General features: G+C 63.6%; 14 protein-coding genes. 3 read left to right on the top strand and 11 right to left on the bottom strand.

What is annotated here, in order from left to right:
- Positions 1 to 2 precede the first annotated feature (2 nt).
- From ACX93L_RS01240 to ACX93L_RS01250, 3 genes are read left to right on the top strand one after another with little or no spacing between them, the layout of a single operon-like run.
- Entirely contained in the window at positions 3 to 323 is a 321-nt protein-coding gene (locus ACX93L_RS01240) for a sarcosine oxidase subunit delta (RefSeq protein ID WP_459403159.1), read from the top strand.
- Positions 320 to 3,313 (top strand): sarcosine oxidase subunit alpha, encoded by a 2,994-nt coding sequence (locus ACX93L_RS01245; RefSeq protein WP_459403160.1) that lies wholly within the window; start codon positions 320 to 322, stop codon positions 3,311 to 3,313. The genes ACX93L_RS01240 and ACX93L_RS01245 overlap by 4 nt, the downstream gene beginning before the upstream one ends.
- Positions 3,306 to 3,860 carry a sarcosine oxidase subunit gamma gene (locus tag ACX93L_RS01250; protein ID WP_459403161.1) on the top strand — a complete coding sequence of 185 codons (555 nt, stop codon included), beginning with the start codon at positions 3,306 to 3,308 and terminating at the stop codon, positions 3,858 to 3,860. Before ACX93L_RS01245 ends, ACX93L_RS01250 begins: the two co-directional genes overlap by 8 nt.
- A gap of 139 nt (positions 3,861 to 3,999) precedes the next feature.
- Here ACX93L_RS01250 and ACX93L_RS01255 read toward each other — a convergent pair whose 3' ends face one another.
- The 11 genes from ACX93L_RS01255 to ACX93L_RS01305 all read right to left on the bottom strand — a co-directional run bounded on the left by ACX93L_RS01255 (position 4,000) and on the right by ACX93L_RS01305 (position 23,856).
- Positions 4,000 to 4,485, bottom strand: a complete 486-nt coding sequence (locus tag ACX93L_RS01255) for a MaoC family dehydratase (protein ID WP_459403162.1) — start codon at positions 4,483 to 4,485, stop codon at positions 4,000 to 4,002.
- A gap of 92 nt (positions 4,486 to 4,577) precedes the next feature.
- Positions 4,578 to 6,545 (bottom strand): glycogen debranching protein GlgX, encoded by a 1,968-nt coding sequence (gene glgX / locus ACX93L_RS01260; RefSeq protein ID WP_459403163.1) that lies wholly within the window; start codon positions 6,543 to 6,545, stop codon positions 4,578 to 4,580.
- A gap of 10 nt (positions 6,546 to 6,555) precedes the next feature.
- Entirely contained in the window at positions 6,556 to 8,187 is a 1,632-nt protein-coding gene (locus tag ACX93L_RS01265) for an alpha-D-glucose phosphate-specific phosphoglucomutase (RefSeq protein ID WP_459403164.1), read from the bottom strand.
- A 4-nt stretch (positions 8,188 to 8,191) separates the two neighbouring features.
- Positions 8,192 to 9,631: a glycogen synthase GlgA gene (gene glgA, locus ACX93L_RS01270; RefSeq protein ID WP_459403165.1), complete on the bottom strand. Its 1,440-nt coding sequence runs from the start codon at positions 9,629 to 9,631 to the stop codon at positions 8,192 to 8,194.
- On the bottom strand, positions 9,631 to 10,899 hold the full coding sequence (glgC, locus tag ACX93L_RS01275) for a glucose-1-phosphate adenylyltransferase (protein ID WP_169586173.1): 1,269 nt from the start codon (positions 10,897 to 10,899) through the stop codon (positions 9,631 to 9,633). The genes glgA and glgC overlap by 1 nt, the downstream gene beginning before the upstream one ends.
- A 14-nt stretch (positions 10,900 to 10,913) precedes the next feature.
- Positions 10,914 to 13,127: a 1,4-alpha-glucan branching protein GlgB gene (gene glgB / locus ACX93L_RS01280; RefSeq protein ID WP_459403166.1), complete on the bottom strand. Its 2,214-nt coding sequence runs from the start codon at positions 13,125 to 13,127 to the stop codon at positions 10,914 to 10,916.
- Entirely contained in the window at positions 13,127 to 15,586 is a 2,460-nt protein-coding gene (locus tag ACX93L_RS01285) for a glycogen/starch/alpha-glucan phosphorylase (RefSeq protein ID WP_459404117.1), read from the bottom strand. The genes glgB and ACX93L_RS01285 overlap by 1 nt, the downstream gene beginning before the upstream one ends.
- Before the next feature lie 283 nt (positions 15,587 to 15,869).
- A complete protein-coding gene (locus tag ACX93L_RS01290) occupies positions 15,870 to 17,039 on the bottom strand; it encodes a vWA domain-containing protein (RefSeq protein ID WP_459403167.1) in 1,170 nt (389 codons plus the stop codon).
- A 185-nt stretch (positions 17,040 to 17,224) separates the two neighbouring features.
- On the bottom strand, positions 17,225 to 18,103 hold the full coding sequence (locus tag ACX93L_RS01295; RefSeq protein WP_459403168.1) for a transglutaminase family protein: 879 nt from the start codon (positions 18,101 to 18,103) through the stop codon (positions 17,225 to 17,227).
- 4 nt (positions 18,104 to 18,107) lie between these two features.
- On the bottom strand, positions 18,108 to 20,522 hold the full coding sequence (locus tag ACX93L_RS01300) for a circularly permuted type 2 ATP-grasp protein (protein WP_459403169.1): 2,415 nt from the start codon (positions 20,520 to 20,522) through the stop codon (positions 18,108 to 18,110).
- A 4-nt stretch (positions 20,523 to 20,526) separates the two neighbouring features.
- Positions 20,527 to 23,856, bottom strand: a complete 3,330-nt coding sequence (locus ACX93L_RS01305; protein WP_459403170.1) for a transglutaminase family protein — start codon at positions 23,854 to 23,856, stop codon at positions 20,527 to 20,529.
- Positions 23,857 to 23,910: the final 54 nt, after the last annotated feature.

Here is a 23,910-nt window from a genome sequence, read left to right on the forward strand (position 1 = left end):
TCATGCTGCTGATCAAATGCCCCTATTGCGAGGAAGAGCGCTCCGAGCTCGAATTCCGCGCCGCCGGCGAAGCGCATATCGCCCGCCCGACCAACATCGCCGAGATTTCTGATGAAGCCTTCGCGGAGTATTTCTTCCTGCGCGACAACCCGAAGGGCCTCATCTTCGAACGCTGGCGCCACATCAGCGGTTGCGGACGCTTCTTCAATGCTGTCCGCGACACCGTCAGCGACAAGATCCATCTGACCTACAAGGCGGGAGAGCCGAAGGCCGACGTGTCTGCCTTCCTCCCGAACGCAGCTGAGAAGGGAGCGTCGAAATGAGCGGCGCCAATCGTATCCCGGGCAAGGGTCGCCTCACGCCGGCCCGCACTGCCCGCTTCACCATCGACGGCAAGAGCCTGACGGCCTACGAGGGCGATACCGTCGCTTCGGCCATGCTCGCCAACGGCATGCATCTCGCTGGCCGTTCGTTCAAGTACCACCGTCCGCGCGGCATCCTGACGGCTGGTCCGGAAGAGCCGAATGCGCTGCTCGACGTCTCGCGCGATGCGGCCCGTCGCCAGCCGAACGTCCGTGCCACGGTGCAGGAAGTGTTCGACGGCATGAAGGTCGAGACGCAGAACCGCTGGCCGTCGCTGTCGCTCGACATCGGCGAGATCAACGACTTCTTCTCGCCCTTCTTCGCCGCCGGCTTCTACTACAAGACCTTTATGTGGCCGAAGTCCTTCTGGCACTCGGTCTATGAGCCTTTCATCCGTCGCGCCGCCGGCCTTGGCGTCGCTCCGAAGGAAGAGGACCCGGATCACTATTCGAGCCGCTATGCGCATTGCGACGTTCTCGTCGTCGGCGGTGGCGTAGCCGGTCTCTCGGCGGCGCTTGCCGCAGCCGAGACCGGGGCCCAGGTCATCATCTGCGACGAGCAGCCGGAAATGGGTGGTGCGTTCCACTTCGACACCGGTGCGACCGTCGACGGCCAGAACGGCTACGACTGGGCGCAGACGATCGCGGCCAAGCTCGCCAGCCTGCCGAACGTCCGCGTCATGACCCGCACGACCGCTTTCGGCTACTACAACCACAACTTCGTGGCGCTTGCCGAACGCGTTACCGACCATGTCGCGAAGCCGGCCAAGAGCAGCCCGCGCGAGCGGTTGTGGCAGGTCCGCACCAAGAAGGTGGTGATCGCCACCGGCTCGATCGAACGCCACATGGTGTTCGCCAACAACGACCGCCCGGGCATCATGCTGGCTTCCGCCGGCCGCACCTATCTCAACCACTTCGGCGTTGCCGTCGGTGCGAAGGTCGGTGTCTACACGGCGCATGATTCGGCCTATGAAGCCGCCTTCGACCTGAAGCGTGCCGGCGTGACCGTCGCCGCGATCGTCGATTGCCGCGAAAAGCCGGGCGAAAAGGTGCTGGCGGAAGCCCGCAATCTCGGCATCGAAGTGCTGGCCGGCCATTCTGTCACCGACACGTCCGGTCGTCTGCGCATCCGTTCGATGACGGTCAAGCGCAACGGCAATGGCAGTGCCCGCAAGATCGAGGTCGATGCGCTCCTCGTCTCGGCCGGCTGGACGCCGTCGGTGCACCTCTTCTCGCAGTCGCGTGGCAAGCTGAAGTTCGATGCGGCCAATGACCGGTTCCTGCCGGACGTCTATGCCCAGGAATGCATCTGCGTCGGCACCTGCAACGGCACCGACGACCTGCAGTCGATCATCGACGAGGCTTCTGTCGCCGGTGCCGACATGGCGAAGGCCGCAGGCGCGGCCGGTTCGTCATCGACCCGCCTTGCCGGCGTCAACGCCTTCGGCTGGACCGGCGGCATGATCGGTGCGGCTGAAGGGGCGGGGCGCGATACGAGCGTCAAGGCCTTCATCGACTTCCAGCACGACGTCTGCGCCAAGGACATCCGCCTTGCCGTGCGCGAAGGCATGCATTCGATCGAGCACATCAAGCGCTTCACGACGAACGGCATGGCCTCCGACCAAGGCAAGCTGTCCAACATGCATGGCCTTGCGATCGCTGCCGAAGTGTTGGGCAAGGAAATCCCGAAGGTCGGTCTCACGACCTTCCGCGCGCCTTACACGCCGGTCACCTTCGGTACCTTGATCAACCACTCGCGCGGCGAGCTGTTCGATCCGACCCGCAAGACCCCGATGCATGCCTATGAAGTCAGCCAGGGTGCCGAATACGAGGATGTCGGCAACTGGAAGCGTGCCTGGTACTACCCGAAGCCGGGTGAGGACATGCACCAGGCGGTCAATCGCGAGTGCAAGACGGTGCGCGACGTCGCCGGCGTCTTCAACGCATCGACGCTCGGCAAGATCGAGGTGGTCGGTCCGGATGCGGCCGAGTTCCTCAACCTGATGTACACCAATGCCTGGGACACGCTGAAGCCGGGCAAGTGCCGCTACGGCATCATGACCCGCGACGACGGCTTCGTGTATGACGACGGTGTCGTCGGTCGCCTTGCCGAAGACCGCTTCCACGTGACGACGACGACCGGCGGTGCGCCGCGCGTGCTCAACCACATGGAAGACTATCTGCAGACGGAATTCCCGCATCTGAAGGTCTGGCTGACGTCGACCTCCGAGCAGTGGGCGGTCATCGCCGTTCAGGGTCCGAAGGCTCGTGACATCATCGCTCCGTTCGTCGAAGGCATCGACATCTCGAACGAGGCCTTCCCGCACATGAGCATCGCGGAAGGCAAGTTCTGCGGCGTTCCGACCCGTCTGTTCCGCGTCTCCTTCACCGGTGAACTCGGCTTCGAAGTCAACGTGCCGGCCGATTTCGGCGCCTCGGTCTTCCAGTCGATCTGGGAGCGGGCGCAGAGCCTCGGTGCCTGCCTCTACGGCACCGAGACCATGCACGTGCTGCGCGCCGAGAAGGGCTACATCATCGTCGGCCAGGATACGGACGGCACGCTTACGCCGGACGATGCCGGCTATGGCTGGGCCGTCTCCAAGAAGAAGACCGACTTCGTCGGTATTCGCGGCCTGAAGCGTCCGGACCTTGTCAAGGAAGGTCGCAAGCAGCTGGTCGGTCTCCTCACCAAGAACCCGAACGAGGTTCTTGAAGAGGGCGGTCAGATCGTCGCCGATCCGAACCAGCCGAAGCCGATGACCATGCTCGGTCACGTGACGTCGTCCTACTGGTCCGAAAACCTCGGCCGGTCGATCGCGATCGCCACGCTGGTCGGCGGACGGGCGCGCATGGGCGAAACGCTCTACGTGCCGATGAAGGACAAGACCATCGCGGTCGAAGTGACCGACACGGTATTCTTTGACAAGGAAGGGGGACGCATCCATGGCTGATGCTATCGTCGCTCAACGCAATCCCGTACTCACCGGCGCCCACGGCGGATCGCCGATCGTGCGGCTGACACCGGCCGATCCGGCGACCCGAGTCTCGTTGCGTGCCTATGCTGACGGCGTCGCCGCGCTGTCGAAGGCGCTCGGCGTGAAGCTGCCGACCACCCCGAAGGGCACGGCCGCGGCAAAGGGACGGGTTGCCTTCTGGCTCGGTCCCGACGAATGGCTGCTCGTCGACGAGAAGGGCGGCGACCTGATGGCCGACTGCGCCGCTTCCGGCGTGGTCCACTCGGCGACGGATGTGTCGCACCGGAACACGGCGATCATCGTCTCCGGTCCCGGTGCTGCCAACGCCATCAATGCCGGCTGCGCGCTCAACCTGTCGCTCGCGACCTTCCCGGTCGGCGCCGCCACACGCACGGTGTTCGGCAAGGCCGAGATCGTGCTCTATCGCGTCGACGAGGAAACCTTCCGTGTCGAATGCTGGCGCTCGTTCGCGGAATATGTCTTCGGCCTGCTGGACGAAGGCGCACAGGACGCTGCTGCCTGATATCGAACGTGCTGGTCGGGGTTGTTCTCCGGCCAGCCCATCTTGCCGGAGGCCGTGAAGATCGACGGCCCGGCCGCGCACGCATCTGTCGCGGCGCTCATGCAGACGCCCGAAACTGGGCGCCGCTTGCTTCCAATTGTCAGACGCCTTCCGGCCGATCCTTCGGATCGAACTGAATGATGGTCATCCAGATGGCGGTGAGTGCCGGCTTGCGTTCGCCTTCGATCTCGATCGAGACGTCGTAATTGGTCATCATCATGCCCGCGCCGCGGAAGCGCGCCTCGGTCAGCACGAAATGGCCGCGCACGCGCTTGCCGCATTTGACCGGCGACAGGAAGCGTACCTTCTCGAAGCCGTAGTTGATGCCCATCTGCTGCTCGCGGATCTTCGGCAGGCAGTCGTAGTTCATCGCCGAAAGTAGCGAAAGCGTCAGGAAACCGTGGGCGATCGTGCCGCCGAACGGGGTTTCTGCCGCGCGAACCGGATCGACATGGATGAACTGATGATCGTTGGTTGCGCCGGCGAAGGCGTCGATCATCGTCTGGTCGACGGTGATCCAGCTCGACAGACCGACCTCCTGGCCGATCAGAGACTGCACTTCGGACAGCGAAATTTCACGGGGCATGGAACCTCACCGATCGTTTTGTTTTACAATTACCTACAGGGGCTTGGACCAACAGGGAATAGCCGGTGCATGCCTCGGAATGATGAAAAAACTCAGTGTTCTGTAAAAAACTCAACCGAGCGTGGTTTTACATGAATTTTCGTGGGGCAGCGAGCGGTCCGCAGGGAATACCATTGGCGTTCGGCTGTCGTCGGTAATGTGAAGTCATGCGCCGCCCGGGAGCGATTGAACAGAACGGCAAGACGCACGTTGCGGCCGAGTTTGGTGTCGAAGGTATCGAGAAGCATGGCAAGCGTGGCGGCCTCGTCCTCCTCCCAGTCCGCGACCGCCATCGGCGTGCCATCGGCCGCGTGCCAGGCCACGTCACCGCCGCCGTTGAAGAAGTCCAGCCGACTGAACACGGAAAAGCGCCGGCGCATGGCGGCCAGCATCGCGGTGTGCGAGACCAGTTCCTGATCGGCGTTCTCCCAGTCGAGCCAGGTCAGTTCGTTGTCCTGGCAATAGGCGTTGTTGTTGCCGTGCTGGGTTCGGCCGAATTCGTCGCCGGCCGTCAGCATGACGGCGCCGCGGGTGGCAAACAGCGTCGACAGCAGTGCTGAGACGTCCTGAAGGCGCTGCTGGCGAATGGCGGCACTGTCGGTATCGCCCTCCACGCCGTTGTTCCAGGAATAGTTCTCGTCATGGCCGTCGCGGTTGTTCTCGCCGTTCTTGCCGTTGCGCTTGTGGCTGTGCGACACGAGATCGAGCAGGGTGAAACCGTCATGGGCGGCGATGAAGTTGACGCTCCGGGTTTCCCGGATGCCGTTGCCGCCGAAGGCGCCGGAGGAGCCGGCAAGCGCCGTCGCAAGCGCACCCGCCATGTGGCCGTCGCCACGCCAGTAGCGGCGGATGTCGTCGCGCGCGCGGTCGTTCCATTCCAGGAAGGGGGCCGGAAAGTTGCCGAGCTGATAACCGCCGGGACCGACATCCCAGGGCTCGGCGATCATGATGCGGTCCTCGAGCACCTCGTCGGTCAGGATGGCGTGCAGCGTTCGCGAGGTCGAGTGAAAGCCGTGGAAGGTGCGTCCGAGGATGGGGGCAAGGTCGAAGCGGAAGCCGTCGACGCCGGCATGCACGACGAAATGGCGCAGGCTGTCGACGATTAGGCGCCGGACGAAGAGGTGGTCGCAGGCAAGGGTGTTTCCGCAGCCGGTGTCGTTGACCAGTACGGCCGGATTGTCGGGAAGGTGGCGATAGCATGAAAGATTGTCGAGGCCGCGCAGCGACAGCGTCGTGCCCTTCTGGTCGCTTTCGCCGGTGTGGTTGAAGACGAGGTCGAGGATGACCCCTATGTCTTCCTTGTGGAGAACATCGACGGTATCGCGCAGTTCCTTCATCCCGCCGGGCACGATGCGGGGGTCGAGCGCCATGAGGGCAACGGGATTGTAACCCCACCCGTTCGTCAGCCCGAGCGGCGGCAGGTGGCGTTCGTCGATCCAGGCGACGATCGGCATCAGTTCGACCGCATCGACGCCGATCTTCTTGAGGTGGCTGATGACAGCGGGATGGGCAAGGGCCGCGACCGTGCCCCGCAGTTCCGGCGGCACCTCGGGGTGGCGCATCGTGAAGGCCTTCACCGACAGTTCGTAGATGAAGCCGCCGGGGCGGAAATGGGGGCGCCCGAGGCGCGCCAGCCGGTCGTCGGTGACGATCGCCTTCGGCACTATGGCTGCCGTATCGGTGCCGAAGATCGACAGTTTCGGATCGTGAACGAAGGGCCGGTCGAGCTCCTTCGCATAGGGGTCGACGAGCAGCTTCGAGGGATCGAACCAGTAGCCGTGGTCCGGCGCATAGCGGCCATAGGCACGGTAGCCGTAGCGCGCACCGGGAACGACGCCATCGACATGCAGCCGGTGTACGCTTTCTGCATTGCGCGCCATCGGCAGGCGGCAGACCTCGGCACGACCGATTGGATCGAACAGGCAGAGTTCGACCCTCTCGGCATGATGCGACCAGACGGCGAAATCCGCACCCCTGTCGGTCAGTGCTACGCCGCCCATCCGTGTTTCGATGCGGTTCATCTGCGGGCGATCAGGTGATGACCGTCGGGGCGTCGCGGCCCGTGCGGGCGCCGATACCGGCCAGCTCCTCGGCTGCGGCGATCAAATCAGCAAGAGCCGACTGCGTCTCCAGGTCATGGCGGCTGGCGTCGGGCTCGTAGCGCTCGATGTAGACGCGCAGTGTCGCACCAGAGGTGCCGGTGCCGGAGAGGCGGAAGACCACGCGCGAGCCGCCTTCGAACAGGATGCGGATGCCCTGGTTCCGGCTGATCGACTGGTCGACCGGATCGAGATAGGCGAAATCATCGGCCTCGGTGACCGTCAGGTCGCCAACCTTGGTGCCGGGAAGGCTGTCCAGTCGCGCACGCAGCGCGTCCATCAGGCCGTTGGCGGCGTCGGTGTCGACCGCCTCGTAGTCGTGGCGGGAATAGTAGTTGCGGCCATAGGTCGCCCAATGCTGGGTGACGATGTCCTTCACGCTTTCGCCGCGCACCGCGAGAATGTTGAGCCAGAGGAGCACGGCCCACAGCCCATCCTTTTCGCGGACATGGTTCGAGCCGGTACCGGCAGACTCCTCGCCGCAGATCGTCACCTTGCCTGCATCGAGCAGGTTGCCAAAGAACTTCCAGCCGGTCGGGGTCTCGTAGATGCCGATGCCGCGCTTTTCGGCCACCCGGTCGGCGGCGGCGCTGGTCGGCATCGAGCGGGCAATGCCGGCGATGCCCTTGGAATAGCCGGGCGCGAGGTCGGCATTGGCCGCAAGAATGGCGAGGCTGTCCGAAGGGGTGACGAAGATGCCCTTGCCGATGACGAGGTTGCGGTCGCCGTCGCCGTCAGAGGCGGCGCCGAAGTCGGGCGCGTCTCCCCCTGACATCATCTCGTCATAGAGGTCCTTGGCGTGCACCAGGTTGGGGTCGGGATGATGGCCGCCGAAGTCAGGAAGGGGCGTGAAGTTGCGCACCGTGCCGACGGGTGCGCCCAGCCGGCGCTCGATGATTTCCTTGGCGTAGGGGCCGGTGACCGCGCTCATCGCGTCGAAGACCATGCGGAAGCCGAGGCCGAACATGTTGCGGATGGCAGAAAAGTCGAAGAGCTGTTCCATCAGTTCGGCGTAGTCGGCCACGGGATCGATGACCTCGACGGTCATGCTGCCGACCTCCACGGCGCCGATCCGGTCGAGATCGATGCCGGGCGTATCGACGGTCTTGTAGGAGCTGATCACCTTGGAACGGGCAAAGATCGCGTCCGTGATCTTTTCCGGCGCCGGGCCACCGTTGCCGATATTGTACTTGATGCCGAAATCCTCGGTGGGGCCGCCGGGATTGTGGCTTGCCGAGAGGATGATACCGCCGAATGCCTTGTACTTGCGGATCACATGCGAGGCGGCCGGCGTCGATAGAATGCCGCCCTGACCGACCAGCACCTTGCCGAAACCGTTGGCCGCGGCCATGCGGATCGCCTTCTGTATGACTTCACGGTTGTAGAAACGGCCGTCGCCGCCGATCACCAGCGTCTTGCCGGCAAAGCCCTCAAGCGAATCGAAAATGGCCTGGATGAAATTTTCGGCATAGTTCGGCTGCTGGAAAACCGGGACCTTCTTGCGCAGGCCGGACGTGCCCGGCTTCTGGTCGGCAAAAGGCTTGGTGGCAACGGTCGAAATCATGGACTTACTGGCCTTTCGAAACGAGGCGTTTATAGAGTTCGGCATAGCGCTCGGCGCTTCTGCCCCAGGAGACATCGCACTTCATCCCCTGCTTCTGCAACTGACCCCAGGTCTTGGCGGAATTGTGGAGCCGTACCGTGCGACGGATGGCGGAGCGCAGACCATCGGCCGTGCCGGAAGCGAACTTGATGCCGGTCGCCACCTGTGCTGCGAGTGCTGCCTCGTTGGCGTCGATGACGGTGTCGGCCAGACCCCCGGTGCGGGCGACGACGGGCACGCAGCCGTAACGCAGGCCATAAAGCTGGGTGAGCCCGCAGGGTTCGAAGCGCGACGGGATCAGGATGGCATCCGAGCCGGCCTGCATCAGATGGGAAAGCGGCTCGTCATAGCCGACGATCATGCCAATCCGTCCCTTGTGCCGGGTGGCGGCGTTCATCAGGCTCGATTCGAGCGCGTGGTCACCCGAGCCGAGAACCGCGAGCTTGGCCCCCGACGTCACGATGGTGTCGGCGACTTCGGCAAGCAGGTCCATGCCCTTCTGCCAGGTGAGCCGCGAGATGACGCAGAAAATCGGACCGGCGTCATTGTCGAGCGCGAAGCGTGCGGAGAGGCCGTCCCGGTTGGCCACCCGTTTCTTCAGCGAGGCAGAGGTATAGGTCTCGGCAATGTGGTCGTCGGTCGCAGGGTTCCACACGGTCGCGTCGATCCCGTTGACGATGCCGTAGAGATCGTCGGCCCGGCTGGCGATCAGACCCTCGAGCCCCATTCCGAAGGCCGGAGTCAGGATCTCCTCCGCATAGGAGGGGCTGACGGTGCTGATCGCATGGGAGGCGACGAGACCACCCTTCAGGAAACTCAGCGTGCCGTAGTATTCGAGTGCCTCCCAGAAGGCATGCGGCGGAAGGCCGAGGCCAGGGAAGAGGTCGGCGGAAAACTGTCCCTGGAAGGCGATATTGTGGATGGTGATCAGGCTCGGGCGCTCGGCCGCCTCGCTGTAGCGCATGTAGACCGGGGTCAGGGCTGCCTGCCAGTCATGGCAGTGCACGAGGTCGGGTTGCCAGCCGGGCAAGGCGCCGGCGGCGATTTCGGCGCCCGCCTTCGAAAGCACGGCGAAGCGCTTCCAGTTGTCGACATAGTCGCGGGCATTGGGATCGACATAGGGGCCGCCGACGCGATCAAACAGTGCGGGGGCGTCCAGGACGAGGATGTCGACGCCTTCATGCTTCACCGCAAGCAGGCTCGCCCGTTCTCCGAGCAGATCGCCGAATTCGGCACATTTTACCGCATTCCGGATCGCCTTCATCACGGCGGGATAGCCGGGAATCAGGGTCCGCGTCTCTATCCCGTGGCTCGAGAGCGCGAGCGGCAGCGCGCCGGCGACGTCGGCGAGACCGCCTGTCTTGACGAGCGGATAGAGCTCGGATGCAACCGACAGGACTTTCATCAGCCGGCCTGGTCCAGTTTGTCGATCATCGACTGGGTGATGAGGCAGATACCATTTTCGGAGCGGCGGAAACGCCGGGCATCCATTTCCGGATCCTCGCCGACGATCAGCCCCTCGGGGATGACAACGCCGTGGTCGATGACCACGTTGGTCAGCCGTGCGTGGCGGCCGATCTGCACCTTAGGCAGGATGACCGCGCCTTCGAGGCGGGAATAGGAGTTGGCGCGCACGCCGGTGAAGAGCAGGCTCTTGTAGAGCGCGGAGCCGGAAATGATGCAATCACCCGAGACGAGCGAGGAGATCGCCGAGCCGCGGCGGCCCTCGTCGTCGTGGACGAACTTGGCAGGCGGCGTGATCTCGGAATAGGTCCAGACCGGCCACGACTTGTCGTAGATGTCCAGCTCCGGAACGATGTCGGTCAGGTCGATATTGGCCTGCCAATAGGCATCGATCGTGCCGACGTCGCGCCAGTAGGGGGTCTTCTCGAAGTCGGAACGGACGCAGGACCGGGCGAAACGGTGGGCGACTGCCTTACCGTTCGAGACGATATAGGGGATGATGTCCTTGCCGAAGTCGCGGCTCGAATGCGGATCGGCGGCATCCCGGCGCAGGATGTCCATCAGGAACTTGGTGTGGAAGACGTAGATGCCCATCGAGGCGAGCGCGAAATCCTCGTTGCCGGGAATGCCCGGCGGGTCGGCGGGCTTCTCGACGAAGGCGATGATCTCATCCTTGCTGTCGACATGCATCACGCCGAAGCCCGAGGCCTCCATGCGCGGCACCTCCATGCAGCCGATGGTGACGTCGGCGCCGGAATCGACGTGCTGCTGGAGCATCAGCTCGTAGTCCATTTTGTAGATGTGGTCACCGGCAAGGATGACCATGTATTCCGGACCGTAAGGCTCGATGATGTCGATGTTCTGGTAGACGGCGTCGGCGGTGCCTTCGTACCACTGGGTCTCCGAAACGCGCTGGCTGGCTGGCAGCACGTCGAAGCTCTCATTGCGCTCTGGGCGGAAGAAGTTCCAGCCGTGCTGGAGGTGGCGGATCAGCGAATGCGCCTTGTACTGGGTGGCGACCCCGATCCGGCGAATGCCGGAATTCAAGGCGTTGGAAAGGGCGAAGTCGATGATGCGTGCCTTGCCTCCGAAGTAGACGGCGGGCTTGGCACGTCGGTCGGTGAGCTCCTTCAAGCGGCTTCCGCGACCGCCGGCCAGCACATAGGCCATGGCATCGCGCGCCAGAGGCTGGATTCTCTTTTCCTTCATGTTTCCCTCCCGCATCAATTTTCTTGTTCGAGCATGATGACCGCAAGCGGTGGCAATGTCAGCGCGGCGGTGGCGCGGCCGTCCGTGCCGCCCTTTGCCTCGACGCGCCCGCCATTGCCCTTGCCGCTGCCGCCATAGATCTCCGCATCGGTGTTGAGGATCTCGCGCCAGCGTCCGGCCGAAGGGAGCGGCACGACGTAGCGTTCATGGTAGACGGGCGTCAGATTGCAGATGACGGCCACCGGTTTCTCGCCCGGTGCCTTGCGCAGCCAGGCGAAGACCGAGTTGTCATGATCGTCGGCGATCAGCCACTCGAAGCCTTCGCCCTCGCAGTCGCGGGCATGGAGCGCCGGCTTCGAGCGATAGGTGAAGTTCAGGTCGCGCACGAGGCGCCGCATGCCCTCGTGCAGGGCATATTGCAGGAGGTTCCAGTCGAGGCTGCGCTCCTCGCTCCATTCGCTCCACTGGGCGAACTCCTGTCCCATGAAGAGAAGCTTCTTGCCGGGATATCCCCACTGGAAGGCGTAGTAGCTGCGGAGATTGGCGAATTTCTGCCAGTCGTCGCCGGGCATCTTGGCGATCATCGAGCCCTTGCCGTGTACGACCTCGTCATGGGAAATCGGCAGGACGAAGTTCTCCGAGAAGGCATAGAGCAGGCCGAAGGTGATCTCCTGGTGGTGATACCTGCGATGCACCGGATCACGGGAGAAATAGCTCAACGTGTCGTGCATGAAGCCCATGTTCCACTTGAAGCCGAAACCGAGGCCACCTTCGTGAACGGGCTGGGATACCTTGGGCCAGGAGGTCGATTCCTCGGCGATGGTCATGATGCCCGGATGCGAACCATAGACCAGGCGGTTCATCTGTTGCAGGAAGCGCACCGCCTCCAGGTTCTCGCGGCCGCCATACTCGTTGGGGATCCACTCGCCCTCCTTGCGGGAGTAGTCGAGGTAGAGCATGGACGCGACCGCATCGACGCGCAGCCCGTCGAGGTGGAATTTTTCCGCCCAGTAGAGCGCGTTGTTGATCAGGTAGGAGAGGACCTCCACCCGGCCGAAATTGTAGATCGCCGTGTTCCAGTCGGGATGGAAGCCCTTGCGCGGATCGGCATGTTCGTAGAGCGCGGTGCCGTCGAACCAGCGCAAGCCGTGGGCGTCGGTCGGGAAGTGCGCCGGCACCCAATCGAGGATCACGCCAAGGCCGACCTTGTGGCAGCCGTTGACGAAGCGGGCAAAGCCCTCCGGCTCGCCGAAGCGGGCGGTCGGGGCATAGAGGCCGGTTGTTTGGTAGCCCCAGGACGGGTCATAGGGATGCTCGGTGACGGGCAGGAATTCGATGTGGGTGAAGCCCATGTCGACGCAGTAGGGGATCAGGCGCTTGGCCATCTCGTCCCAGGTGAGCATCGAACCGTCGTCGCGGCGCTGCCACGAGCCGGGGTGGACCTCGTAGATCGAGACCGGCTGGCGGCGCTGGTCGACGCTTGCCCAGTGCTTGCGATGGGCCTCGTCGTCCCAGGCCTGCTCTAGCTCGGCAGCTGTGACAGAGGCGTTCTTCGGGCGCAGTTCCGCGCGGCGGGCATAGGGATCGGCCTTCAATGGAAGGAGTTCACCGTTCTTGCCGATGACCTCGAACTTGTAGGCGGCGCCGGGGCGGACATCGGGCGCGAAGATTTCCCAGATCCCGGTGTCGCGCCGCAACCGCATGACGTGGCGCCGGCCATCCCAGTCGTTGAAGTCGCCGACGACCGAAACGCGACGGGCATTGGGGGCCCAGACGGCGAAGTGGAATCCTTCGACGCCCTGATGCTTCAGCGGATGAGCGCCCATCTTGTCGAACAGGCGCAGATGCGATCCCTCACGGACGAAATAGTCGTCCATCGGTCCCAGAACGGGACCGAAGCTGTAGGGATCGGTCACAGTCCATTCGGCATCGGCACGGGCCGCCCGGTAGCGCAGCGGCTGCTGGCTCTCGAGCTTGACCGGACCGGCGAAGACGCCGGCCGCATGAACGGATTTGAGCTCTCCGACGACGGTGCCGGAGAGCGTGCAGGCGGCCACGGCCTCCGCGCCGGGGATGAAGCAGCGGGCGACGAAGCCATTCTCGCCCCGGTGGAGACCGAGAACGGCGAAGGGATCGTTGTGGGTGCCCTCGACAATGGCCTGGATTTCATCGGCCGGCGGAACCTCCGGCCGTGCAGTATCACCGATCTTCTTCGGTGACTTCGCCATCAGGCTCTCCAGATATCGTTGGTGTATTGACGGATGGTGCGGTCGGACGAGAACCAGCCCATGCGGGCGGTGTTGCGGATCGTCTTCGAATACCAGTTCACGTCGTCGCTCCAGAGCGCGTCGACCTTGCGCTGGGCTTCCGCATAGGCCTTGAAGTCGGCCGCGACCATGAACCAGTCATGGGTGTAGAGCCCGTTGACGAGCCCGGCGTAACGGCCCGGATCATCCGGCGAGAACACGCCGGAGGCAATGGCCGAGAGAGCCTGGGAGAGGGATCGGGACCCTTCGATGACGGCGCGGGGATTGTGGCCCTCCGCCCTTACCTTGCCGACCTCGGAGGCGGTCATGCCAAAGATCACGATATTCTCCTCGCCCACATGGTCGCGCATTTCGACATTGGCGCCATCGAGCGTGCCGATGGTCAGCGCACCGTTCAACGCGAACTTCATGTTCCCGGTTCCCGACGCTTCCATGCCGGCCGTGGAAATCTGTTCGGAGAGGTCGGCTGCCGGCACCATGACCTCGGCCAGTGACACGTTGTAGTTCGGGATGAAGACCACCTTCAACAGATTGCGCACGGAGGGATCGTTGTTGACGACGCGGGCAACGTCGTTGGCCAGCTTGATGATGAGCTTGGCGTTGTGATAGCTCGGCGCTGCCTTGCCGGCGAAGAGTTTTACACGCGGAACCCAGTCGCGTTCCGGGTGGGAGCGGATCTCGTCGAACAGGGCGACCGTCTCGATGATGTTCAGGAGCTGGCGTTTGTATTCGTGGATGCGCTTGATCTGTATGTCGAACATCGCCGAGGGATCGAGACGGATGCCCATGCGGCTGGCGACCAGATTGGCGAGCTGTTCCTTGTTGGCGCGCTTGACGGCGGCAAACTTCTTGCGGAACCCGGCGTCGTCCGCATAGGCGTCGAGCGCCTGCAGCTTTTCGGCGTCGTCGAGGAATTCGGGGCCGACGGTGTCGCGGATCAGCGATGTGAGGCGCGGATTGCACTGCATCAGCCACCGTCGCGGCGTGATCCCGTTGGTCTTGTTGTTGATGCGGTCCGGGTAGAGCTTGTGCAGGTCGGCGAAGACCGTTTCCTTCATCAGTTCCGTATGCAGTGCCGAAACGCCGTTGATCGAGTGGGATCCCATGAAGGCGAGGTTGCCCATGCGGACGCGGCGGTCGCCGCTTTCCTCGATCAGCGAGATGTGGCTGATCTCGCTGTCGGAGAAATTGCGGTTCTTGCGCGCATCGAGCAGGATCTTAGCGTTGATCGCATAGACCAGCTGCATGTGGCGCGGCAGAAGCCGCTCGAACAGGGCCACCGGCCAGCTTTCCAGCGCCTCCGGCAGGAGCGTGTGGTTGGTGTAGGAAAACGTCCGCCAGGTGATCTCCCAGGCATCGTCGAAGTCCAGCCCGTGCACGTCGCACAGGAGGCGCATCAGTTCGGCGACCGAGACGGCCGGATGGGTGTCGTTCAGCTGGATCGCCACCTTGTCGGGCAGGGCGGACAGGTCGTTGCCCTGCTGCAGATGGCGCCGCAGGATGTCCTGCAGGGAGGCCGAACAGAAAAAGTATTCCTGGCGCAGGCGCAACTCCTGGCCGGCAGCCGTGGCGTCGGCGGGGTAGAGGACCCGGGTCAGCGTTTCTGCCTTGTTGCTTTCGCGCAGAGCGCCGATGTGGTCGCCGGCGTTGAAGGCATCGAGCAGGATCGGATCGATCGGCTGAGCCGACCACAGGCGCAGGGTGTTGACGCGCTCGCCGCGCCAGCCGACTACCGGCGTGTCGTAGGCGGTGGCGATCACCCGTTCGCCGGGCTTCCACACGAAGCGGGGTTCGTCATTGTTGCCCGGTACCGTCTCGACTCCGCCGCCGAAGCCTACTTCGTAGGAGCTTTCCCGGCGTTCGAACTCCCAAGGATTGCCGTGGGCGAGCCAGCTTTCGGGCAGTTCGACCTGCCAACCGTCCGCCATCTGCTGGCGGAACAGGCCGTGGACATAGCGGATGCCGTATCCATAGGCCGGAATGTTGACGGTTGCCATCGATTCCATGAAGCAGGCAGCGAGGCGGCCAAGGCCGCCATTGCCGAGAGCTGCATCCGGCTCGAGGCCGGCGATCACGTCGAGGTCGACGCTGAGCGAGGCGAGCGCCTGGCGGATCTCGTCGACCAGCCCGAGGTTGGACATGGCGTCGCGCATCAGGCGGCCGATCAGGAATTCCAGCGAAAGGTAATAGACGCGCTTGGCATTGTTCGCATAGGTCGCGCGGGTCGATTCCATCCAACGATCGATGATGCGGTCGCGCACGACGAGAATGGTCGCGGTCAGCCAGTCGTGGGGCGTCGCAACCTTGGCATCCTTGCCGATTCCATAGGTCAGTCGCTCGATGATTTCGGCTGCCAGCACTTCCGGATCGGAAACGCGGGGCTTCGGCAGGGGCAGGTCGGCTTTGCTAACGCTCTTGATCATGTGGTCGCCACTCGGTTGCTCGCCAATCGGGATCTGGCGCCGATTCTCCCCTAACGGCACGCGATCAATACGCATAGTTTACGCATCGTTGCGAAGCTCTTGCAACACAGGAAATCGGCATTTGATAAAATCGTTTTAATTGATGGATGCGGCTTCCAAGTGACTGAAATTTATATCCTTGGGCAATGCCAGGCCACGTGACAAAAAAGGCCGCGTTTCCGTTCGAAACGCGGCCCCAAAAGTGCGTATTCCCCATGCCCTCGCGCGGCTGGCGCGCGCTTTACTGCGTCAGGCGGGTCGCCGCGGTGGCGGCCTTCTCGCCGATCTCCTTGAACGCCGCCATGAGGTCCGTGGCGTTCTTGGCGTCGTAGTAGTGCGACGTATCGGTGGCGCAGTATTTCAGCAGTTCCTGGCCGCGTGTCGGCGCCATGAAGGCAACCGTGTAGACCTCGACACTGGCGGTTCTGGCAGAGTCACACCAGCTCTTGGTGGAGGTGTCCGCACTCGTGTAGTTGTTGTCGCCATCGGTCATGAAGACGATGAATTTGCCCGGCGTCTTCTGGCCGTTCTTGGCGATGTGCGCGTTCACTTCCGACGCCGCCGTGACCTTCTGGTAGGCGGTCTTGAAGGCGTTGGACGAGTCAGTGCCCCCTGTCGCGGTCAGTGCCTTGACATAGTTCAGAGCGGTCGTGGTGCCCCACGTGAATGTGGTCGGTGTCTGACTGGACGAGTTGTACGAGATGGCGGCTGTGCGGACATACTTCTTTTCGGGATCCGCGGTATCCAGCGTCGTCGTAAGGTCCGCGACGGCGAGCTTCAGCGCATCGATCTTGATGACGTAGTTGGTGACCTCGCGGGTGCAGGTCTTGCTAACCCACTTCCAGCCACTCTGGTAGCTGCAGTCATAGCTTTCGGTCTTGGTCGGCTGGGCGGCGTTCACGGTGTCCGTGTTCTCAGCCATCGAACCCGAGCGGTCGAGGACGAGGTACATTGACAGGGCATTCTTGCTCTCGGTCGTGCTTTCCGAAGTGCTCGAGACGCTGACGCGAACCTTGTCGTATCCGAGCAGCTGGGTGAAGCTGCTCATCGCCACGTCATACTGGCCGGTGATGGTGACCTCGTAGGTCTTGCTCGCACCACCTGAGCCCGTTGTGCGCTCGACGCTTGCCAGGGCGGTGTCGCCGACTTTCTCGTATTCGAGCTGTTCCTCTTCGGGAAGCGTGTCCGAGCCGGTGGAGCTGATGTTCTTGAACTGTGCCGCCAAGAACTGTTTGGCGAGCTCGATGGCTTCTTCGTCGGTGATGCCCTTGCCGGCAAGTGCTGAGGCGGCGGAAAGCGCCGCGGAGTCCGCCGCGTCCTGCAGGGCAGATCGGGTCTGGACCAGCTTTGCAAGGTCCAGGGCAACGCCCGTGCTGGCCAGCAGCACGGGAAGTAGAATCGCGGTCATCATCCCGAAATTACCGCCGCGATCCTTCATGAATCCGCGGTAGAGGGAGTGCCTTTTTCTGGTGTCGATCATCATGGTCATCCGTCCAAAAGGTACACTTTGGATAACGGATACCCGGAAACTCTGATTTTCGACTTAAGGGATTCGCTAAATTTGTAGTGAAGCCGTCAATTCAATATGGTGAAATGCTATTTTACCGGAATAACATCTACCGCCTGGGCGGTCTTGTGGCTGCCGTAGCTCTTGAGGACCCCGATCACTGGCGCCACGTCGGAATAGTCGCGCCCGTAGGAGGTGACGATGTGGTCGCTGCTGACCGCGATGTTGTTGGTGGGGTCGAGTTCTATCCATCCGGCGGTTTCCCCGCACCAGACGCGCACCCAGGCATGCATCGCATCGGCGCCTTCCAGACGTTCCTTGCCCGGCGGCGGAATCGTTCTCAGGAAGCCGCTCACATAGCCGGCGGGGATGCCGAGGCTCCGCAGTGCGATGATCATGACGTGAGCAAAGTCCTGGCAGACGCCACGCTTCAGCGAAAAGGATTCGATCGGGAGTGTGTCCACTGTCGTGGCGTCTGGGTCGTATTTGAAGTCCGCATGGATGCGGGCGCAGATGAGCTCGGCAATCTGGCGAACCGTATGGCCAGACCTCAAGCCGGAACGGGCATAGTCGGCAATCAGTGGTTCCGCACCGAGCCGCGGGCTTGCGCCGAGAAAGTGGTGCGGCGAGTCGGGGCCGAGCGACCAGCAGTCGGCCAGTTCCTCCGGCATCCTGGAAAGGATCGGCGAGAAGTCGGCAGTAAGGGCCTGGGGCTGTACCGACACGCGCGCCTGCATGCGGATGTCGAGCTTCTCGTGGGACGAGCGATAGGTCACGTACGTTGCCGGATGGCGGAAGAAGTCGGTGAAGTTGGCGGTTTCGTCCGGCTTCGGATCGGCGGTCACTGTGCCGGCGACTAGGCGCTGGCGGTCGGGCAGGGACAGCGGCAGCAGCCGCAGGATGTGATGCGCGCCGAAAGCCGGGACCTCGTAGAGATAGCCGATATGCAGCGAGAGGTCGTAGAGCATCCGGTTATCCGAGATAGGTGTTGGCGAGCAGGTCGGAGAGCTTTTCCAGGTCACGCTCGAGGGCCGCATAAACCTCTGGTGTCATGGTCTCCGGGGTCATCACCGCCAGGCCTGAATGGAGGCGCATGGTTTCGCGGTAGAAGGGCGACATCTGTCCGTTGGTGAAGGCATTCGGCAGTTGTTCTACCTCGGTGCGGATCTCGTTGAGCTGGAACAGGATGGAACGCGGGTTCAACGGATCAAGCGCCAGAAGGTCCGTCACCGTCAGCTTGGCCGTGCTGACATTGTAGCGACGGCGGTGTGTCATGACGTTGTCGCCGATCTCGAGCAGCATGTCGAGCGCGCCATCGGGGGCGTCATCGGCTGTCATATGGCCGAGCAGTCGGGTCATGTGGAGGCCGCGCTCGAGGAAGCGGCCAACCGTCAGGAAGCGCCAGCCGGTGAAACGGTACATGTTTTCATGCACGAGGCCGGCAAAGCCCGCAAGCTTGCGCAGCAGCACCGTCATCGCATGCGAGGCGTCGTCGCCGCGGGTGACCGCATCGTGGAAGCGCCGAGCGGTCTTGGCGAGGTCGTTGAGCGCCAGCCAGCCGTCGGGCGAGAAGCGATCGCGGATGTTGCTGGCCGAATAGACGGCGCTGTCGATGTTGCGCAGCAGGCTTTCCGGCACGCCGCGTTCCATGTCGATGTCGAGGGCCGTCATGTAGCGCGTCACATAGGCGAGCAGCGGCTGCTTGGGGTCGGCAGATTCGGCGAAGCGGCCGTGCCAGGCGCGCAGGATGCGCAGCGCCCCTTCCGCACGCTCAATGTAGCGGCCGAGCCAGTAGAGATTGTCGGCCGCGCGGCTCGGCAGGCTGCCGGGCATGTTGCGGGTGAAGTTCTCCTCTGCCGGCAGGAGGGAGGTCCGGTCAACGGGCTTTTCCGAGACGATCCAGACGTCGGCAGCGCTGCCGCCCGACTGCATGGCGATCGCGGTGACGTCGTTGCCGGAACCGATGCGGGCAAAACCGCCTGGCATGATCTGCCAGCCGTCGCGGGTGCGGGCCGCGTAGACGCGTAGCGACATGGGGCGCGGCATGAGCTTGCCGTCGACCAACGCCGGCGTCGTGGAAAGCGTGACGACCTCCTGACCGACGAGATTGCTGCCCTCGGTGTCCAGCCACTCGGCGGTCGAGAGCTTGGAGTTGCCGTGAAGACGCGACCCCAGCACGGAACGACCATTGTCGTCGAAGAAGGGCAGGCGGGAATAGGCGGGGCCGATGACCATGCGGTCCAGATTGCGCGCGACATGTTCGCGTTCCGATTTCTGGCCGCACCACCAGGTGGCGATTGAGGGCAGTTTCAGATCCTCGCCCAGCAGGTGGCGACAGATCGTCGGCATGAAGGCGAGGAAGGCCCGGGTTTCGAGAATGCCGGAGCCCAGCGCGTTGACGAATGTGACCGAGCCGTTGCGCAGCGCCTGGACCATGGCCGGCGTGCCGATATGCGAATTCTGGTTGAGTTCGAGCGGATCGGCATAGGCCGCGTCGAGGCGCCGCCACAGAACGCTGATCGGTTTCAGTCCGGCGACGGTGCGCACCATGACGCGCCCGTTGACGACGGCGAGATCCTCGCCTTCGAGCAGCATGATGCCGAGATAGCGGGCAATGTAGGCGTGCTCGAAATAGGTTTCGTTCGCCGGGCCGGGCGAAAGAACGGCGATGCGGTCGTCGCGGTTCTGCTTGTGGGCCTGGAGGGCCTCTCGGAAAGCCCCGAAGAAGGAGGCCAGCCGGTGGACATGGCTTTCACCGTAGACGTCGGAAAAGGCGCGCGTCGTGGCCACGCGGTTTTCCAGCGCGAAGCCGGCGCCCGAGGGGGCCTGCGTGCGATCGGCGAGCACCCACCAGTTGCCGTCGGGACCGCGGCCGATCTCGAAGGAACAGAAATGCAGGTAGTGGCCGCCGGCCGGCTTGACGCCGACCAGAGGACGCAGGAATTCCGGGTTGGAGGCCACGAGCGCGGGCGGCAGGAAACCCTGTTCGACAAGCCTGTTGTCGCTGTAGATGTCCGCGACGACAGCCTCGAGCAGGTCGGCGCGCTGCACCAGCCCCTCGGCGAGCACGTTCCATTCCTTCTCGTCGATCAGGACGGGAATGTGGGAGAACGGCCAGACGCGCTCGCTGGAGCCGGCCGCGCCATAGGCCCGATAGAAGACGCCGGCATCGCGCAGATAGCGGTCGGCGCGGGCGAAGCGTTCACGCAGGTCGTGCTCCGACATGCGGTCGAGGGCCGCAACGAAAGACTGCCAGACCGGCCGGATCTTGCCCTCCGCATCGAGCATCTCGTCGGCGGCGCCCGGAAGCGCGCGATAACCTGCGGTCCGCGCCTCTGTCATCTCTTCGTCTGCCGGGCCTCTTTCCGCTGCCGGTTGGTTCGCCATCTAGTCAAATACCTTGAGGTCGCCGCAAGTCCAGTGTGTGGGGAAATTCCGGCGATACCGTCTCCGGCCACAGCGGATAATTGCTCGCTGTATGGCCCCAAGGTTCGAAACGCGCAAGCCGCCTTGCCTCCGCTTCATTCCCATTCACAGGGAATGTGTCGTAGTTCCGCCCGCCCGGATGCGCGACATGGTAGACGCAGCCACCGATCGAACGGCCCGACCAGAGATCATAGACGTCAAATGTTAGCGGTGTGTTGACCGGCAGTACGGGATGCAGGCCGGAGGCCGGCTGCCAGGCCTTGTAGCGCACGCCGCCGACCGAGACGCCGTTGGTGCCGGTCTTCGTCAGGGGAACGCGGCGCCCGTTGCAGGCGATGGCGTAGCGCTCCGGATTGCCGGTCTCCAGCCGCACCTGAAGGCGCTCGACGGACGAATCGACGTAGCGGACGGTACCGCCGATCGCGCCTTGTTCGCCCATGACGTGCCACGGTTCGAGCGCCTGTCTCAGTTCCAGGCGCGACTCGCCGTATTCAACCTCGCCGAAGAAGGGGAAGCGGAATTCGAGCTGGGCGGCAAACCACTCCGGCTTGAAGTCGAAGCCGTTGTCGCGCAGGTCCGCCAGCACTTCGAGGAAATCCTGCCAGATGTAATGCGGCAGCATGAAGCGGTCGTGCAGCGCGGTGCCCCATCGGACAAACGTGCCGCCGGTCGGGTTCTTCCAGAATCTCGCGATGAGGGCGCGGACCAGAAGCTGCTGGGCGAGCGACATGCGGGCATTCGGCGGCATTTCGAAGCCACGGAATTCGACGAGGCCGAGGCGGCCGGTCGGACCGTCGGGTGAGAACAGCTTGTCGATACAGATCTCGGAGCGATGGGTATTTCCGGTCACGTCGATCAGCAGGTTGCGGAACAGGCGGTCGACCAGCCAGGGCAGGGGCGGCAAGCCGCCCGATCCGGGCATGGGGATCTGCGCCATGGCGATCTCGAGTTCGTAGAGGCTGTCGTGGCGGGCCTCGTCGATGCGCGGTGCCTGACTGGTGGGGCCGATGAAGAGACCCGAGAACAGATAGGAGAGCGACGGGTGGCGCTGCCAGTGGAGCACCAGGCTCTTCAGGAGATCGGGCCGGCGCAGGAAGGGGCTGTCGTTCGGATTGGCGCCGCCCACGACGACGTGGTTGCCGCCGCCGGTGCCGGTGTGGCGACCGTCGATCATGAACTTGTCGGCGCCGAGGCGTGACTGCCTTGCCTCCTCGTAGACGGCGGTGGTGATCGACACGCAGTCGTCCCAATTTGCGGCTGGATGGATGTTGACCTCGATGACGCCCGGATCGGGGGCGACGCGGATGACGTTGATGCGTTCGTCATGCGGCGGCGCGTAGCCTTCGATATGAACGGGCAGGCCGAGGGTGGCTGCCGCGTGTTCGGCGGCGGCGACCAGTTCGAGATAGTCCTCGACCCGCTCCACCGGCGGCATGAACATGCTCAGGCGCCCGTCGCGGACCTCGACTGACATGGCGGTGCGCACCGCGCCGCCGATCTCGCCGAGTACCTGCTCGACGCGGCCCTGCTGGATCGTGTCGTCCACCTGGAACGAGGCTTCGGGCATGGTGCGGCCGGCGGGCTCAACGACCTCCGGCAGAGGTCCCCGCTGCTCGCTCGGATCGGCGGGGTGGATATATGGAAATTGCGACGGCGGGACATAGGGCAGGGCGCCGAGCGGCAGGCGGTAGCCCACGGGACTGTCGCCGGGTACGAGGAAGATCCGGCCGCGGCGGGTCTTCCATTTTTCGCTGACCCAGCGCTTGCCGGTGGCCTTGCTGTTCCAGGTCTGGACCGGCAGCACATAGCCACTCGGCTCCGTCAGCCCGCGCTCGAAGACCCTGGCGATACGGCTGCGTTCTTCCGGATCCTTCAGCTTGGAGTTGGCGGGGTCGACATTGTCGGGAAGATTGGCTTCCTTGAGGATCCATTCGCCGGGATCCTCATAGGCGGGCACGACCATCTCCGTCTCGATGCCGAGGGCAGCAGCGATTTCGCCGAGCATCCGGCCTGCATCGTCTGCGGTCACATCATAGCGTTTGCCTTCTTCGGCCACGAGTTCAGGGTTTTGCCAGATGGGCCGGCCGTCCTTGCGCCAGTAGAGCGAGAAGGTCCAGCGGGGCAGGCTCTCGCCCGGGTACCACTTGCCCTGGCCGTAATGCAGGAAACCTCCGGGTGCGAAGCGTTCGCGAAGCCGCCGGATCAACGTGTCGGCCTTGTCGCGCTTGGTCGGGCCGACGGCGGCGGTGTTCCATTCGTCGGACTGGAAATCGTCGATCGACACGAAGGTCGGCTCGCCGCCCATCGTGAGGCGGACGTCGCGCGCCTTCAGTTCCGCATCAACGCGATGGCCTAGATCGTTGAGGGCGTCCCAGCTCTCGTCGGAAAAGGGTTTGGTGATGCGCGGATGCTCTGCGACCCGCTTCACCGTCATGTCGAAATGGAATTCGGTGTTGGCGTGGCCGAAATATCCGCCGGAAATCGGGGCGGCGTTGCGATAGTGCGGCGTGGCCGAAAGGGGAATATGGCTTTCCCCGGTCAGGAGACCCGAGGTCGGGTCGAGGCCGACCCAGCCGGCGCCGGGAAGATAGACTTCCGCCCAGGCGTGGAGGTCGGTGAAATCGACCTCGGTACCGGACGGGCCATCGAGTGCCTTGAGGTCGGGTTTCAGCTGGATCAGGTAGCCGGAGACGAAACGGGCGGCGAGGCCGAGGCGGCGGAGCACCTGGACGAGCAGCCAGCTTGTATCGCGGCATGAACCCTGGCCGATGGTCAGCGTATCTTCCGGCGTCTGGACCCCGGGCTCCATGCGAATGACGTAGCCGATCTTCTGCTGAAGGGCGGCGTTGAGGCCGACGACCATGTCGACGGTGCCCTGGCCCGGTGTCTTGTCGAGCGTTTCCATGAAGGCGGCCAGCGCCGGGGTGTCCGGCTCCGGCGTCATGTAGATCTTCAGGTCGTCGCGGATGTCGGCCGGATAGTCGAAGGGCCACTTGGTCGCCTCTTCCTCGACGAAGAAGTCGAAGGGATTGTAGACGGTCATGTCGGCGACGAGATCGACCTCGATCTTGAATTCGGTGACCGGGTCGGGGAAGACGAAGCGGGCCTGGTAGTTGCCGTAGGGATCCTGCTGCAGGTTCACGAAGTGATTGGCGGGCGTGACCTTCAGCGAATGGCTCAGCACCTTGGTCCGGGAATGGGGGGCCGGTTTCAGCCGGATGATCTGTGGCCCGAGCCGGACCGGCTTGTCGTACTTGTAGTGGGTGAGATGATAGATGCTCGCCTTGATCGACATATGCGCTGTTCGCCCTCTTTGCCCGTTGTTCTTTTTGCCGGGCTAAAGTGCGAT

It is taken from the genome of Rhizobium sp. CAU 1783 (assembly GCF_054551725.1).

Coding starts and splice junctions, on each gene's coding strand:
- ACX93L_RS01300 (WP_459403169.1), bottom strand. CDS start 20,522: ATGGCGAACCAACCGGCAGCGGAAAGAGGCCCGGCAGACGAAGAGATG.
- ACX93L_RS01305 (WP_459403170.1), bottom strand. CDS start 23,856: ATGTCGATCAAGGCGAGCATCTATCATCTCACCCACTACAAGTACGAC.
- ACX93L_RS01250 (WP_459403161.1), top strand. CDS start 3,306: ATGGCTGATGCTATCGTCGCTCAACGCAATCCCGTACTCACCGGCGCC.
- glgB (WP_459403166.1), bottom strand. CDS start 13,127: ATGGCGAAGTCACCGAAGAAGATCGGTGATACTGCACGGCCGGAGGTT.
- ACX93L_RS01290 (WP_459403167.1), bottom strand. CDS start 17,039: ATGATGACCGCGATTCTACTTCCCGTGCTGCTGGCCAGCACGGGCGTT.
- glgA (WP_459403165.1), bottom strand. CDS start 9,631: ATGAAAGTCCTGTCGGTTGCATCCGAGCTCTATCCGCTCGTCAAGACA.
- glgX (WP_459403163.1), bottom strand. CDS start 6,545: ATGAACCGCATCGAAACACGGATGGGCGGCGTAGCACTGACCGACAGG.
- glgC (WP_169586173.1), bottom strand. CDS start 10,899: ATGAAGGAAAAGAGAATCCAGCCTCTGGCGCGCGATGCCATGGCCTAT.
- ACX93L_RS01245 (WP_459403160.1), top strand. CDS start 320: ATGAGCGGCGCCAATCGTATCCCGGGCAAGGGTCGCCTCACGCCGGCC.
- ACX93L_RS01295 (WP_459403168.1), bottom strand. CDS start 18,103: ATGCTCTACGACCTCTCGCTGCATATCGGCTATCTCTACGAGGTCCCG.
- ACX93L_RS01255 (WP_459403162.1), bottom strand. CDS start 4,485: ATGCCCCGTGAAATTTCGCTGTCCGAAGTGCAGTCTCTGATCGGCCAG.
- ACX93L_RS01265 (WP_459403164.1), bottom strand. CDS start 8,187: ATGATTTCGACCGTTGCCACCAAGCCTTTTGCCGACCAGAAGCCGGGC.
- ACX93L_RS01240 (WP_459403159.1), top strand. CDS start 3: ATGCTGCTGATCAAATGCCCCTATTGCGAGGAAGAGCGCTCCGAGCTC.